This is a genomic window from Fructilactobacillus sanfranciscensis DSM 20451 (assembly GCF_001436035.1).
GTDB classification, from domain to species: domain Bacteria; phylum Bacillota; class Bacilli; order Lactobacillales; family Lactobacillaceae; genus Fructilactobacillus; species Fructilactobacillus sanfranciscensis.
On sequence record NZ_AYYM01000005.1, the window covers coordinates 18,775 to 33,814 of the forward strand.

The window sequence follows — 15,040 nt, forward strand, 5'->3', positions numbered from 1 at the left end:
TTTTACTTTAATTTTTTCATTTTAACAAAATCCACATTTCGTTAGGTTGTATCATACTAATTTTATAATATCCGTTTCAGCAACTTATTCACAAAAAAAGTGCGATTATCAGTTGGATAATCACACTTTAAAGCGTATATAAATCTGAAGGTTTTTCTACATCAGTTCCGTGTAGTTGAAAACTTTTTCCAACACCTAAACCATTATTTTTCATCATTGAAGCCACAGTCAAACGTTGTAATTCCTTAGTATTGTTATGATGACTACGGTGGGCTAAGAAAATATGCTTTGTTTTGGGACCCATAACATCCATTAAAACTTCTGTTCCTTCGACATTTGATAAATGCCCTGTATCACTTTGAATTCGAAGCTTCGTATAATATGAATAATCACCATTCATCAACATATCAGTATCATAATTACATTCAAACAAATAGCCATCCGCATCGCGAATGATACCGGCAACATTATCAGAAATTGTTCCAGTATCAGTCACAATTACAAAACTCTTACCATTGTGATGATAATTATAGAATTGTGCCTGAGCAGCATCATGGGAAACGGCAAAACTTTCCACATCTAAATCATCAAAAGATTCCGTTTTATTGGGATCAAAAATGTATTTTTGTTCAACTGGAATTTTTCCAATTTTGGAGTTCATGGCATTCCAGGTTGGTTCATTAGCATAAACATTCATTCCATATTTACGAGCTAAAATACCCACTCCCTTGGCATGATCCGTATGCTCATGGGTTACAAACATTGAATCAACATCTTTTAAATCTTTGCCGATTGATTTCATCATTCGCTCAATTCGAATTCCAGATAACCCTGCATCTTGAATAATTTTATGCTTTGGAGTTTCAATATAGGTACAATTTCCGCCACTTCCACTTGATAAGACGCAAATTTTAAAATCATCATTATTCATCTTTACTGTTCACACTTTCTAATGATTGTTGACTTTGTTCCGTATTATGAACTTGTTCTGTTTTAAATGAGGCCCCTGTAAAGGCATTAATGCGGTGAATTTGAACATCAGAAGATGCTTTAGTTTTTGTTGCAATAATCCAAGTTGGAATATAAACGTCTTTTCCGTTAATATGCAATAACTTAGTATAGCCCAACTTTGTCCAAATAACGTCAGAATTATTGGGAATTCCATTATATTGATACAAGTAAATTAAAGCTCGTTCTTGAGAAATTAAATCAGTTTTTTCATGCAAAACTCTAATGTCATTAAGTTTTTGTTGTGTATACCCAGACAACCGGTCATTAGCATTCAAGTTAAAGGTAATTCGACCTTCTGAAGTGTAGAAAATTCCATCAATTGCCTTTTGATCATAAACTAACTTAGACTTCGTTGAATCAACTTGATTAAACTCATATTGCGTCCCTGCTAAGACGAAACCTGGCTTCTTCAGTAACTGATTAATTGTTTTTTCAGGATGTTTTTGATCAACTTTAAGGGGACTAAATGTACTACTAATGGTGTCACTATCGTCTATACGTGCATCTTGATCTCGTAAATAATTAATTTCCTTTTCAAGATCAGTATCTTGTGTAGCTGCTATGTAATACCCATCCTTTTTTTGATCAGACAATTTACCTACTGAAATGTTATCACGTTTCATTTCTTTGATGACAGTACCATTAACATTTTCCGAAGCTGTATTATCGTTTTGAATATTATTGTTTTTCGTCATTAATATTAAAAAGATATCAATCACAATAAAGGCAAAGAGGAAGACTTCTTGAATTCGTTTAAAGTTCATTTGAATTCCCCTTTCCAATTTGTGTATCTAAGGAACGATAATTAATCCATTGGTTGTTAATTTTAATAAACCAACTTGGTTGTAAGGTTACAATCAACTTATTTTGGTTATCAGAAATTACTTGATAACCAAGTCTAATTCCATTAATTTGTTTCATATTAACCCCACTATTTTCCAAATCAATCAATAAATTCCGTGAATTTGGAAGAGTAATGGTTTGTTTATCTGTCGGAACGGGAACTTCAAAATCTCGTAATGAAAACGCAAAACGTTCCACATTTCCATTCATAAATCTGTAATTATAAACTCCAAGTTGTTGATCACTGTAAATTGGAAACCCTTCAATGTAAAGTCGATAATTAACGTTTTGTTTCTTAGGGTTATAGGTATCAAACTTAGTATTTTCCAAGGAAATTCCCAGTTGAACAGCATTTTGGTATGCAGATTTTAGGGCTCCAATTTGTGAAGTGATTTTTTGATTAGGTCGATAGTTGTTATAGATTACGTCATCATTATTATCAAACGTCAAATCTTGATTTTGAGAACTACAAATGGTTTTATCTTTTTGATGTTTAACTGATGCCGCAGTTGTATTTCCTATAATTCGATTCAAATAAGAATTTGGGGTTTGCTCCTGCAACATATAACCGTAATCCTTCATCTTAACTTGATTAGGGAAATAGATGTAGGGATTTCCGTTAACGGAACGTAATTCGATTCGATTTTTATTCATTTTTTGATTAAGAATTTGCTTAATCGTTTTTAGTTTGAGAGTGCTAACTTTAACTTTATAAATTGTATATTTATCGTCATTTAATAGATAAACATAATGATAACTACCCTTTAATGGCACAATTAATCGTTTAACATCGCCTTTATCTTTAAACTGACTATAGTGAAGAATTTGAGCTAACATGTCAGATGAAATCGGATTATTGTAATTTAACATCAATGAATCCGATTTATTAAGCATCTGATTGTATTGCTTTTGATTCCCTTGAGAAACTCTTTCAATGTGAGAGTAATGATAATCTTGCATCGTTTTAAAAATTTCAGAAACTAGGTTGGTAGAAGAACTAGTAAGCAATTCTTTTCCTTTATCCGAATTTTGAATTAATTGTGTCGGCGAATAAACATCAATCATTTTACGAGCAGTTTCATCAGTATTTAAAGTAGTTGTTTTCTTTTCATGCACCCTTCCACTAAAACGAGCTGGATTGGTTAGTAAAGAAACTGACAAAACTACACTAATTAAAACTGCGATTCCTAATAAAATTGGTAATGTATATCGTCTAAGCTTCGCCATCATCCCACAAGTCCTCCTCAACTGTTTCACAAGGTAAAGTAATATAGAACGTCGATCCCTTACCTTCAACACTATTTACGTGGATATTACCGCCAAATGATTCAACAATTTCTTTTGAAATTGCAAGTCCCAATCCACTACCACCTTGGGCACGTGCTCGGGCTTTATCGACTCGGTAAAAACGATCAAAAATATGTTTAAGTGCTGCTTTAGGCATCCCTAGCCCCTGATCGGAAATACTCATCACAATCCGGTTATGATTTTCATAAAGTCGACAAGTAATCACTCCCCCATCAGGTGAGTATTTAACGGCGTTATTCATGATATTATCGATTACCTGCGTAAATCGATCTGTATCAATTTCTGTCCATAGATCTTGTTTCGTAAAATCACGCTTAATCTTATAAGTTTTCTTAGTATCATCACTTCTAACAATCATGTCAAATTGGTCTAATACGTAATTAAATAAGCGATTAATATTTACTAATTCAGTATTATAACTTTGTGTACCAGAATCCATCCGTGACAACGTCAATAAATCATTAATCATCCGAATCATTCGGTTAGTTTCATCTTGAGTAACCTTTAAGAATTTAGGTGCTAATTTTTTATCTTCCCAAGCTCCGTCCAACAAGGCTTCAATATAAGAATGGACACTAGTTAAAGGAGTTCTCAATTCGTGTGAAACATTTGATACAAACTGGCGTCGGTCAGCATCAATCTTTTGTTGGGCCGTAACATCATGAAACACACAAACAATCCCATTAATAAAACCGGATTTACGTTGAATCAATGAAAAATGCGTTGAAAGAATTAACTGATGTTCATCGTTAGAAAAATCTAGAATAATTTGTCCGGGATCATCAATTAAATTCTTTAAAGTGTACTTATTTTGCAAATTTAAAACATTTAAAATCGGACGGCCAACTACTTGATCTTTTTCATCGTTTAACAAATCAAGTGCTTCATCATTAACAATTGTTACAATTCCTCGTCGATCAGTTGCCATAACCCCGTCGGTCATATTATCAAGAACTGAGTCCAAACGCCGACGTTCTGATTCTGTTGATTCTTGTGATTCTTCAACTTGAACGGAAAGATTGTTAACAGCATGAGCTAGTTGTCCTAACTCATCGTTTCCGTAAACTTGAACGTGTCCAGAGTAGTCTCCTCTAGCAATTTGTTCAGTCTGTTTCTTTAATTCATCAATTGGTTTAGTAATGGCCCTTGAAATAACTAAAGTAAGAATCACTCCTAAAATAATTGATAAAACAGCAGCAAAAAGATAAATGGTCGTAATTCGATTAATATTTTGATAAACCGGTCTTAAATTGGCCCGAATGTAAACGACCCCTTCAATATTAATTTGATTTTTTGCACTATTAATTTGATTTTTTGCACTATTAATTAGTGGTTTAACCATCGTATAGTAACGACTGTTGTTATTTGAAGAATTCTTTTCAATTGTTTTTCCACTATAAAGAGCACTCTTGATGTCACTATCAGTGTTTTTTTGTCCCACTAGATATTGTTTACTAGTTTGACTAGTTCCACGGATATTATCACGAGCATCAACCACCGTTATCTCATCAACGTTACTAAAATCGGCGTCTTGTAAGATGGTTCGAATTTGTTTATTTGCTTTTATTTGATTTTTATTAGTTAATTGCTTTTTTAAAGAGGTATTAACATAGGGCTTAAGCTGGATTGAATCCTTAAAAGTAGTTAAATTTTGATACTCTAGTTGCCGCACGAAGACTGTTCCCACAATTTCAAGGGTTAATAACATCATTAATACGAAAACAAGGGCAATCTTAAAATGAATTGATTTAAAAATTTTCCATTTTTGCTTCATTATGATTCCCTCTTACCTAATTATTATTTTTCTTCAGCACTACGAACGTAATAACCAACACCACGACGTGTGACAAGCCATTTAGGTTGACTTGGATCATCTTCAATTTTTTCTCGTAAACGACGAACCGTCACATCAACCGTCCGAACATCACCAAAAAAATCGTAACCCCAAACGGTTTGAAGAAGGTGTTCACGAGTCATAACTTGTCCGGCATGTTGTGCTAAATAATGAATTAATTCAAATTCACGGTGAGTTAAATCAACGGTTTTCCCGTTCTTAGTAACTGAGTATGAATCGGGATGCACAGTTAAATCACCAAATGTAATTTCCCGCTTTTCATCGTCTTCTTTGCTACTATTTTCACTGGCAACTGACTGACGTCGTAAATTAGCTTTTACTCGGGCAACCAGTTCCCGGTTAGAAAAAGGTTTAGTAACATAGTCATCGGCACCGATTTCTAGTCCTAACACTTTATCTAATTCAGAGTCTTTGGCAGTTACCATGATAATCGGCATATTATGCGTTTTTCTAACTTCCTTTGCAACTTCTAAACCATCAATTTTAGGAAGCATGATATCTAAAATTATTAAATCAGGTGTATTTTCCTCAACTTTTTTTAAGGCATCTTCACCATCATAAGCAACTTCAACTTCGTATCCTTCTTTTTCTAAACTAAATTTTTCAATATCGGTAATTGTTTTTTCATCATCTACAACTAAAATTTTAGACATAATTTTTATCTCCTGTTATTGTACGTTTTCTGGTTCGTGCTTTGAGTTTAACCAAGGCTTACTTTGTGCTCAGTCACCTCTAAGTATAACATAACTGTTTTAGGCAACTAAATATCCAACACTAGTCCCTCTTAAAAAATATGCAAATTCTCTTAAATTAGTATTGATTTGGTTTGAACCATATGATAATATATTAAATGTACTTTGATATGGGCAGTTAGCTCAGCTGGCAGAGCAACGGACTCTTAATCCGTGGGTCCAGGGTTCGATCCCCTGACTGCCCATCATATTAAGGAAGGATTTACCAATTGGTAAGTCCTTTTTTGTTACCTAAATTTAACCATAAAAAAACGAAACTGAAATTCAGTTTCGTTTTTGTTTTATTCAATTTTAGCTTTTTCAGTATTATATCCAACCACAGTTACAATTGATCCACAAATAATAATAGCAATCCCAATCATCGTTGGAAGATTGATGTCTTCCCCAATTAAGAAGAAAGCAAAAATAGGAGAAAGCACCGGTTTGAAGAAGAAAACTAGCGAGGCCATTGATACTCCACCATCTTGTAAAGCCAAGAAGTAAAAAGCAAAACCTCCACCAGTTACTGCCAAACCAACAAAAGCCAATATCCATAAATTAGGAAGATTAACGTTTGTAAAAATTGGAATATCAGAAAATTCTTTTAACCATCTAATTGAATTCATCCAATTAGCTATTGAAGGAATTTTGGTAATCAAAATAATCACTAATAATTCTGCTGCACCAGCAATAAAGGTAAAACCAGTCATTACTACCCCATCTAAATGGACTTTCAATGAACTAGCTTGTGACATAATTCCATAAAATCCAAAGGTTGCCGCTGCTAAAATTGCTAACGAAACTCCAATTGGATTGGTTACTTTAAACGGATCGATAATTACCAACAATCCAATTACTGACAAAACCAATGAAATAATGTCCGAACGAGAAACGTTTTCGTGCAAAATAAAGTAGGCAAAAATCAAAGCAAATACTGGATTACAGCTAAAGAGGACTGCGACAATCGCTGGTTCTCCATATAAAATGGCTAATTGATATAGTGTCATCGAAACTACGACACATAAGAATCCAGTCAGTGAGAAAATTTTCCAATCTTCCCAGTGAAGTTTGTGGTGTAGTTTTTTTAATCGTGAAATAGCAAAGGGTAAAATTACCAAGCCACCAAGGGTAAAACGAATCAAGTTTAACTGAATTGGATTAAATTGATTTCCAGCAATTTTTAAAGCAATTTCCATCAAACTAAATAAAACAGTTGAAATAAAAACGTAAATTAAAGATTTTTTCATAATATGTATTAGGCTCCTCACTTATTCAAACATACAAAAGATAATGATAAATTGCAAATCTCTATCAAAAAAGCCAGACTATTCAAATGACTGGCTGTCTTTAAATACTATTTGCGATATGAAACATTAGAAAACTTGTTATAGGCTTTTAAGAATAGTAACGGAACAGTTCCTCGAGCACCAGAACGGTTCTTTTCGATAATAACTTCAACTTCACCTTGTCCGGTGTCATCATCATCTGAAACCGGTGCTTGAGACATTTGAGGAGCACCTGGAGCACCGTTATTTTCGTCAGATCCATCACGTTCGTAATAATCATCCCGATATAAAAAAGCTACAATATCTGCATCTTGTTCAATTGATCCAGATTCACGAATATCAGAAAGGACTGGTCGTTTATCTTGTCGTTGTTCGACACCACGAGATAGTTGTGACAAAGCAATAATCGGTACTTGTAATTCATTGGCTAATTTTTTTAATTGTCGTGAAATTTCAGAAACTTCTTGTTGCCGACTTTCCTTATTATTACCTTCAATCAGTTGAAGATAATCAATCACAATTAACCCTAAACCAGGATCATCAACCCCTTGTTCGTGTTCGGCTTCTTTTTTTAATCGCCGACAATTAGCCCGAATCGAGGCAATTCTGTTTCCGGGAGTATCATCAATAAAAATTCGAGACTCAGATAAGTTTCCCATCGAAACTGTTAAAGATTGCCATTCTTCTGGAGTTAATTCACCGGTTCGTAAGTGATTAGACTGAATACTTCCTTCAGCACAAAGCATCCGGTTAACCAATGATTCTGCGCTCATTTCCAAACTAAAAATGGCCACTGTTTTATTGGTTTTGGTTCCCACATTTCGAGCAATATTTAGTGCAAAAGCGGTTTTACCAACTGCCGGCCGTGCAGCTAAAATTATTAATTCTCCTGGATGTAATCCGGTCGTCATTTTATCTAATTCAATATAGCCTGTGGCAGTTCCTGTAACTTCCTCTCCACCATTAGCAGCTAAATCTTGAATTTTTTGCCATGATTCACCAACTACTTCGCCAATCTTTTTAAAGCCACTTTGGTTTCGTTTTTCTGAAACGTCCATAATTTCACGTTCAGCGTTGTCAAGCAAGTCATCAAGATTTTCATCTTCGTTATAACCATCGTTAGCAATTTTATTAGCAGTATCAATTAAACGTCGCTGCGTGGCTTTTTTTTGCACTAACTTGGCATAGTACTCAATATTAGCAGCAGATGGAACAGCATCAACGACTTCCAAAAGATATGGTACTCCACCAACATCTTCCAATTGATTTTGTCCCTTTAATTTATCGGAGACAGAAACGGCGTCAATGACTTCATCCGCATCTGATAAATCGAGCATCGCTTGGAAAATAATTTGATTTGCCCGACGATAAAACTCATCTGGAGTTAAAAATTCAGCAGCTGTAGCAATTGCTTCTTGGTTTAAAAAAACAGCTCCTAGAACTGCTTTTTCGGCTTCTGGATTATTAGGGGGCGTATGATCTAGCAAAACATCATTATTCATACAAAATCTCTTTTCTAATGCTTAACCATTATTTTTCTGAAACATGAACTCTAATTTTAGCAGTCACTTGTGCATGTAATTTAACGGGTACATTAGTGTATCCCATGGTTTTAATTGGTTCTGGCAATTCAATTTTACGTTTGTCGATATTAACCTTGTATTGATCAGCTAAAGCCTTAGCAATTTGTTTGCTAGGAATTGAACCGAATAAACGGCCTTCTTTACCTTCTTTGGCCTTTAATTCAACCACAGTATCATCTTTTTCAAGGAATTTTTTGATTTTTTCTGCTTCTTCTAAGGCAGCTTCGGCATCAGCTTCTTCATGGCGTTGAACTGCTTTTACTTTTGCAATTGCTGCTTTAGAAGCTTCTTGCGCTAACCCATTTTTAATCAAGAAATTTTGTGCATATCCAGTGGGAACATTTTTAATTTCGCCACGTTTACCTTTACCTTTAACGTCTTCTAAAAAAATAACTTTCATGATTGTTTCTCCTTTATAATTTAAATTCGTTTAATCATTAGTATTTTCTGCTTCTTCGTCTTTGTGTAAAACACCAAGCAGCATTTCTTGAACTTCATCAACTGTTTTATCAGCAATTTGTGTAGCACCAGCATCCAAGTGACCACCACCACCAAGCGCTTCCATAATTAATTGGACATTCACGTCCCCGTTACTTCGTGCAGAAATTCCCACGTTTCCATCATTTCGACGGAAAATCACGAAGGAAGCTGAGACCCCATCAATTTTCATCAATGAATCAACTGACTTCGCAGCCGTTACGGAATCATACTTCTTATCATCTTCTGCCGTAATTAATGCTAAGTTCCCATCGATAAATTGTACCATGGATATCAAATGATTTTCAGCCATATAGCTGTTAACATTTTCTTTCATAAGTAGTGCTATCTCATCAACATTTGCTCCAGAAGAACGCAAATAACTAGCTGCATCAAAAGTTCTTGTCCCAGTTCTTACTGTAAATGATTGAGTATCAACCACAATTCCGGTCAACATCGTAGTTGCTTCCAAAGTGTTAATTGGATCGGCACTTTGGGATTGATATTCAAACATTTCGGTAATTAATTCACAGGCAGATGAGGCATAAGGTTCAACGTAAGCCAATAATGGATTTTCGGGGAAATCTTCTCCCCGACGATGATGATCAATAATCACTACTCGATTTTGTAATCGTTCGTAGAGATTAGGAGCTAATCCGATTGATGGATTAGAATGATCAACCATCACTAACAAACTATCATCAGTTGCCATTTTAACCGCTTTATCAGATGTAATAATTGAATCCCTAATAGCTGGGTAATCATCAATTTCATCCAAAAGACGTTGAATATCGGAATAAACAATCTTTTCATCAAAAACAATGTAACATTCTTTTCCATTCATTTGAGCAATCCGACGAATTCCTAAAGATGCTCCCCAACAATCCATGTCAGGATGAGCATGCCCGTCGACAAAAATTTTGTCGGATTCCTTCATCAACTCTTGTAAAGCCGATGTAATCATTCGTGCACGGACCCGTGTCCGTTTTTCCATTGGATTAGTCTTACCACCAAAGAAAAGCGCCTCACCATCACTAGGCTTGATAACAGCTTGATCACCACCTCGCCCAAGGGCCAAATCTAAGTTACTCTGTGCTTGATCTGCTAACTTATTCAAATCAATATCATCGTAAGCAATTCCAATACTCAAAGTAATTGGAAAGTTTTGCTTAGAAGTTCCTTGGCGAATTACATCAAGAATATTAAACTTATCATTTTCAATCGCATGTAGGGCTTTCATATACATCATAATCATGAAATGATCAGCATCAATTCGTTTTAAATAAACTCCATAATGCTTAGCCCAGATACTTAACTGGTTAGTAACATAATTTTTCAAATTAGAAATTTCTTGATCAGTCATTGATTGACTAACTTCATCAAAATTATCTAAGTAAACTTCACCAATTACTACTCGCTCATCAAGATATCGTTTTTCAATTGAAGCATAGTGGGTAATATTTTCCATATAAACGGTATTATACTGGCGTTGAATTAACATCATAAATTGGTTTCCACGCCATGTTACTTCAAAAGAATCATCTTTTTCCCAGTGATTCTGAATAATGTCAAATAACTCAGGATCAACTTCTTCTAGTGAACGTTGAATGACCTTTTTACCTTCAAAGTATGGCTGTAAGTAAGGATTTACCCAAGAAATACGTTTAGCCCGATCGAGCAACAAAACGCCAATTGGCATTTCTAAAAGGGCTTCTTGCTCCCCACGTGAAATTAAATATGATAGATCAGTTAGGTAATTATTGGCATTTTCTTCAACGATATTTAAATTTTTAATCGTATATGCTAAACCAGCACATGCCATCACTAAAAGAACGCAACCGACAAGCATATTATAAAGAAACGCAATTACTAAACCCAAAATTAAACTAACTGCAATAAAGAGTGAAATACTACGTAATCGTTTATTTCGCAAAAATGGTGGTAAATTATTCTTTTTTACTAAGTTTTTCATAATTTCACCCCTAAATTAAAACTACTTTATCTTCTATTCTATCACATGCCGTTTGAAAATTTATGCAAGAAAAAAAGACCTAGCGGATGCTAGATCTTCCTTAATTATCAAATTAGTCTTCAACTACGAATGGTAGTAAAGCCATGATACGGGCACGTTTGATTGCGCTAGTCAACTTACGTTGGTTTTTAGCACTAGTTCCAGTAACACGACGAGGTAAAATCTTACCTCGTTCTGAAATGAAACGTTTCAATAAATCAGTATCTTTGTAATCAATGTATTCGATGTGGTTAGCAGCGATGAAGTCTACCTTACGGCGACGGTGTCCACCGCCTCTTCTTCCACCTCTAGAATGTCTTTGTTCAGCCATGTTTTTTCCCTCCTCGGTCATAATTCAGATCAGCACATTAATTAAAATGGAAGATCGTCATCGGAAATATCGATTTGGTCACCACCAGCAAATGGATCAGCAGAATTGTCAGATCCTTTATTAATATTTTGGTTGTTATTGCTACCACCAAAATTATTATTGTCTGGTGTGCCAAATGGATTTTGTTGAGGAGCAGCATTGCCTGCGTTGTTACCACTAGGTTGGCCACCATTTTGACGTGGTTCCAAGAAAGTGAAGTTATCAACGACAACTTCGGTCACGTAGACACGTTGGCCCTGTTTGTTTTCGTAATTTCTGGTTTGTAAACGACCTTCAATTCCGATTAACGAACCTTTATGAACGAAGTTGGCAAGATTTTCAGCTGGTTTACGCCAGATAACACAATTGACAAAATCAGCTTCCCGATCACCATTTGAATTGGTGAATCTACGGTCAACAGCTAAGGTAAAAGTACCTACAGCTGCGCCACTTTGGGTGTATCGCAAATCGACATCTCGTGTTAAGCGTCCAGTTAGGACAACGGTATTAATCATACTGAAAATGCTCCTCTCAGTTTAAAGTTTATTTTTTGTCATTACGAACAACAATCATGTGACGTAAGATACCATCACTAAATTTTGCAAGACGATCAAATTCGTTAATTGCATCAGCGTTGTCAGAAGTTAAGTTGATAACGTGGTATAAACCTTCGTTGTAACCTTTGATTTCGTATGCAAGACGGCGTTTTGACCAATCTTTTGAATCAATTAACTTAGCACCATCGTCAGTCAAAATCTTGTCGAAACGTTCTACTAAAGCAGTTTTAGCAGCAGCATCAAGATCTGGACGAATAATGTAAGTAATTTCATATTTGTTTTCCATGAATTACACCTCCTTATGGACTATAGGCCCTCCAGTGATTTGAAGAGCAAGGGCAAACTAAGAGTACTTAGTTCACAAGTTTATATTATATCACGATTAGAATTATTATTCAAACCACGAAATGCTTTTTACGATACATCGATAGATACGTAATAAAAAAGAATTCCATTTTAAAAAATGAAATTCTTAATTTTAATTATTCTGGCTGATCATCTGCACCTGATTTATCATCAGTTGTTTCAGAATCAATGTCTTCGTCGCCATCTTCTTCTGGTTGCACAATTGCCATTGTAGCAACTGTAGAATCATCATCAACTCGAATTAAATGAACTCCTAAAGTTGAACGACCAGTTTCAGAAACATTTCCAGCTGCAAAACGAATCATCACACCCTGATCAGTAATTAACATGATATCTTCGTCGCCGTTAACTACTCCCAATCCAACTAGGGGACCATTTTTCTCAGTCACGTTCGAGGTTTTAATTCCTTTACCACCTCGACCTTTAATTGGATATTGATTAACCGGGGTCCGTTTTCCGTATCCGTTCTCTGAAATAACAAACACATCAGATCCTGGAGTAAGAATAGCCGCACCAATTACGTAATCGTCATCCCGCAAACGTACTCCACGAACTCCAGAAGCCGAACGTCCCATAGAACGAACATCCTCAACCTTGAAACTAACTGCATAACCAAGGTGAGTTCCGATAATCATATTTTGATTCCCATCAACGAGGGAAACCTTAATAAGTTCATCGTCATCATGAAGATTAATGGCTTTCAAACCATTGTTACGAATATTCGTAAATTCATCAATTGGAGTGCGTTTAACCGTTCCCAGCTTAGTAGTGAAGAAGAGGTATTTATGTTCCCCATCTCCATCCACTCTTAAGACAGTTTGGATTTTTTCTTTTTCACCCAGGTTAATCAAGTTTACGATAGGAAGTCCCTTTGCAGAACGACCATATTCAGGAACTTCATAAACCTTCATACTGTAAACTTTTCCAGCATTGGTAAAGAATAACAATAAATCATGGGTAGAACCGTTAATTAGATGCTCAATAAAGTCATCCTTGTTAACACCCATTCCTTTAATTCCACGACCACCACGATTTTGGGTCTTGAAATCATCCGTTGGGATCCGTTTGATGTACCCATTATGCGTCAATGTAATGGTGACATTCTTATCTTCAATAAGATCTTCATCTTCAATATTAGTGATTTCACCAATCATTAATTCAGTCCGACGATCATCACCGAACCGTTTTTGGATATCTAATAATTCATTGTAAATAATTTCGTTAACTCGTTCATGACTAGCTAAAATTTCTTTATAGTCCTTGATTTGAGCAAGTAATTTTTCGTGTTCGTCATTAATTTTGCCACGTTCTAGTCCAGTCAAACGAACTAAACGCATATCTAAGATAGCTTGTGCTTGCTTATCATCCAAATCAAATTGAGAAATCAATTCGTGTTTGGCAATGTCAGCAGTCTTTGAACCACGAATAATCGTAATGATTTTATCAATGTTATCAAGGGCAATTAACAATCCAACTAAAATATGAGCACGAGCTTGTGCTTTCTTTAAGTTAAATCGAGTTCTCCGTGTAATAACTTCCACTTGATAATTCAAATAACTGTTCAAGATTTCTTTCAAACTTAAAATCTTAGGAGCACCTTCAATAATAGCAAGCATGTTAAAACTAAATGAAGTTTGCATCAAAGTTAACTTAAATAAATTATTCAAAACTACTTCAGCACTAGCATCACGACGAATGTCAATAGCAATCCGCATTCCTTCACGATCAGACTCATCATTAATTGCACTAATTCCATTAATTCGTTTATCCCGAACTAATTCAGCAATTCGTTCAATTAATGTTGCTTTATTAACCATGTAAGGTAGTTCAGTAACTGCAATCGTTTGTTTACCGTTTTTATCTTCTTCAATGTCTGTTTTAGAGCGGACCACAATGTTTCCCCGACCAGTTTCATAGGCATGTCTAATTTCTGACTTACCCATCACAATTCCACCAGTTGGAAAATCTGGTCCAGGAAGGGCTTCCATTAAATCATTAACATCAGCATCTGGATTTTTCATCAAAATGTGAATAGCTGAAATAACTTCAGTTAAGTTGTGAGGCGGAATATTCGTTGCCATCCCAACAGCAATCCCAGTTGCTCCGTTAAGTAACAAGTTAGGGATTCGTGCTGGTAAAACGACTGGTTCACGTTCCGTGCCATCATAGTTAGGTACAAAATCAACTGTATCTTTGTTTAAATCACGTAACATTTCCATGGAAATCTTGCTAAGCCGAGCTTCAGTATAACGCATGGCAGCAGCACCATCTCCATCAACGGAACCAAAGTTACCATGACCATCAACTAACATGTAACGATAACTAAATTCTTGTGCCATCCGCACCATGGCTTCGTAAATTGAACTATCACCATGGGGATGATACTTACCCATTACATCCCCAACGATTCTGGCAGATTTTTTATATGGTTTTTCTGGCGTAACTCCTAATTGATCCATACCATATAGGATTCGTCGGTTAACTGGTTTCATTCCATCACGTACATCCGGCAATGCACGAGCAACAATTACACTCATGGCGTAATCAAGGAATGAAGATTTCATTTTTTTCGATAAATCAACATTCGTTATTCTTGTTTCTGGCGTATCGGTTTCATTGGCCACAGGATTAACCTCCATTCG

The 15,040-nt window shown here is 35.4% G+C and carries 13 protein-coding genes and 1 tRNA gene; 1 reads left to right on the forward strand and 13 read right to left on the reverse strand.

What is annotated here, in order from left to right; all coding sequences use genetic code 11:
- Nucleotides 1-127: 127 nt before the first annotated feature.
- The 5 genes from FD36_RS02540 to yycF are packed head-to-tail and all read right to left on the reverse strand — an operon-like array spanning nucleotide 128 to nucleotide 5,670.
- Nucleotides 128-931, reverse strand: a complete 804-nt coding sequence (locus FD36_RS02540) for an MBL fold metallo-hydrolase (RefSeq protein ID WP_056957821.1) — start codon at nucleotides 929-931, stop codon at nucleotides 128-130.
- Complete coding sequence (locus FD36_RS02545; protein WP_056957822.1) at nucleotides 924-1,775, reverse strand: two-component system regulatory protein YycI; 852 nt, start codon at nucleotides 1,773-1,775, stop codon at nucleotides 924-926. Before FD36_RS02545 ends, FD36_RS02540 begins: the two co-directional genes overlap by 8 nt.
- Complete coding sequence (locus tag FD36_RS02550) at nucleotides 1,765-3,084, reverse strand: YycH family regulatory protein (RefSeq protein WP_225361528.1); 1,320 nt, start codon at nucleotides 3,082-3,084, stop codon at nucleotides 1,765-1,767. Before FD36_RS02550 ends, FD36_RS02545 begins: the two co-directional genes overlap by 11 nt.
- A complete protein-coding gene (walK, locus tag FD36_RS02555) occupies nucleotides 3,068-4,936 on the reverse strand; it encodes a cell wall metabolism sensor histidine kinase WalK (RefSeq protein ID WP_056957823.1) in 1,869 nt (622 codons plus the stop codon). The genes FD36_RS02550 and walK overlap by 17 nt, the downstream gene beginning before the upstream one ends.
- 23 nt (nucleotides 4,937-4,959) lie before the next feature.
- Nucleotides 4,960-5,670 carry a response regulator YycF gene (gene yycF, locus FD36_RS02560; protein ID WP_056957824.1) on the reverse strand — a complete coding sequence of 237 codons (711 nt, stop codon included), beginning with the start codon at nucleotides 5,668-5,670 and terminating at the stop codon, nucleotides 4,960-4,962.
- Between the two features lie 211 nt (nucleotides 5,671-5,881).
- Between yycF and FD36_RS02565 the strand changes: the two genes are divergently transcribed.
- A tRNA-Lys gene (locus FD36_RS02565) sits at nucleotides 5,882-5,954 on the forward strand.
- A 96-nt stretch (nucleotides 5,955-6,050) separates the two neighbouring features.
- On the opposite strand, the gene FD36_RS02570 is transcribed toward FD36_RS02565, so the two are convergent.
- From FD36_RS02570 to gyrA, 8 genes are all read right to left on the reverse strand, one after another.
- Entirely contained in the window at nucleotides 6,051-6,995 is a 945-nt protein-coding gene (locus FD36_RS02570; RefSeq protein ID WP_014081369.1) for a DMT family transporter, read from the reverse strand.
- 107 nt (nucleotides 6,996-7,102) lie between these two features.
- The gene (dnaB, locus tag FD36_RS02575) at nucleotides 7,103-8,536 is read right to left on the reverse strand and encodes a replicative DNA helicase (protein ID WP_056957825.1); all 1,434 of its coding nucleotides are present in this window, start codon (nucleotides 8,534-8,536) and stop codon (nucleotides 7,103-7,105) included.
- A 28-nt stretch (nucleotides 8,537-8,564) separates the two neighbouring features.
- On the reverse strand, nucleotides 8,565-9,017 hold the full coding sequence (gene rplI / locus FD36_RS02580; protein ID WP_014081367.1) for a 50S ribosomal protein L9: 453 nt from the start codon (nucleotides 9,015-9,017) through the stop codon (nucleotides 8,565-8,567).
- 30 nt (nucleotides 9,018-9,047) lie between these two features.
- On the reverse strand, nucleotides 9,048-11,066 hold the full coding sequence (locus tag FD36_RS02585; protein ID WP_180996144.1) for a DHH family phosphoesterase: 2,019 nt from the start codon (nucleotides 11,064-11,066) through the stop codon (nucleotides 9,048-9,050).
- 112 nt (nucleotides 11,067-11,178) lie between these two features.
- Nucleotides 11,179-11,436 carry a 30S ribosomal protein S18 gene (gene rpsR, locus FD36_RS02590; protein WP_041817484.1) on the reverse strand — a complete coding sequence of 86 codons (258 nt, stop codon included), beginning with the start codon at nucleotides 11,434-11,436 and terminating at the stop codon, nucleotides 11,179-11,181.
- 41 nt (nucleotides 11,437-11,477) lie between these two features.
- Nucleotides 11,478-11,990, reverse strand: a complete 513-nt coding sequence (gene ssb, locus FD36_RS02595) for a single-stranded DNA-binding protein (RefSeq protein WP_014081364.1) — start codon at nucleotides 11,988-11,990, stop codon at nucleotides 11,478-11,480.
- Between the two features lie 28 nt (nucleotides 11,991-12,018).
- Nucleotides 12,019-12,318, reverse strand: a complete 300-nt coding sequence (gene rpsF / locus FD36_RS02600; protein WP_056957826.1) for a 30S ribosomal protein S6 — start codon at nucleotides 12,316-12,318, stop codon at nucleotides 12,019-12,021.
- Between the two features lie 196 nt (nucleotides 12,319-12,514).
- The gene (gene gyrA, locus FD36_RS02605; protein WP_056957827.1) at nucleotides 12,515-15,037 is read right to left on the reverse strand and encodes a DNA gyrase subunit A; all 2,523 of its coding nucleotides are present in this window, start codon (nucleotides 15,035-15,037) and stop codon (nucleotides 12,515-12,517) included.
- Nucleotides 15,038-15,040: the final 3 nt, after the last annotated feature.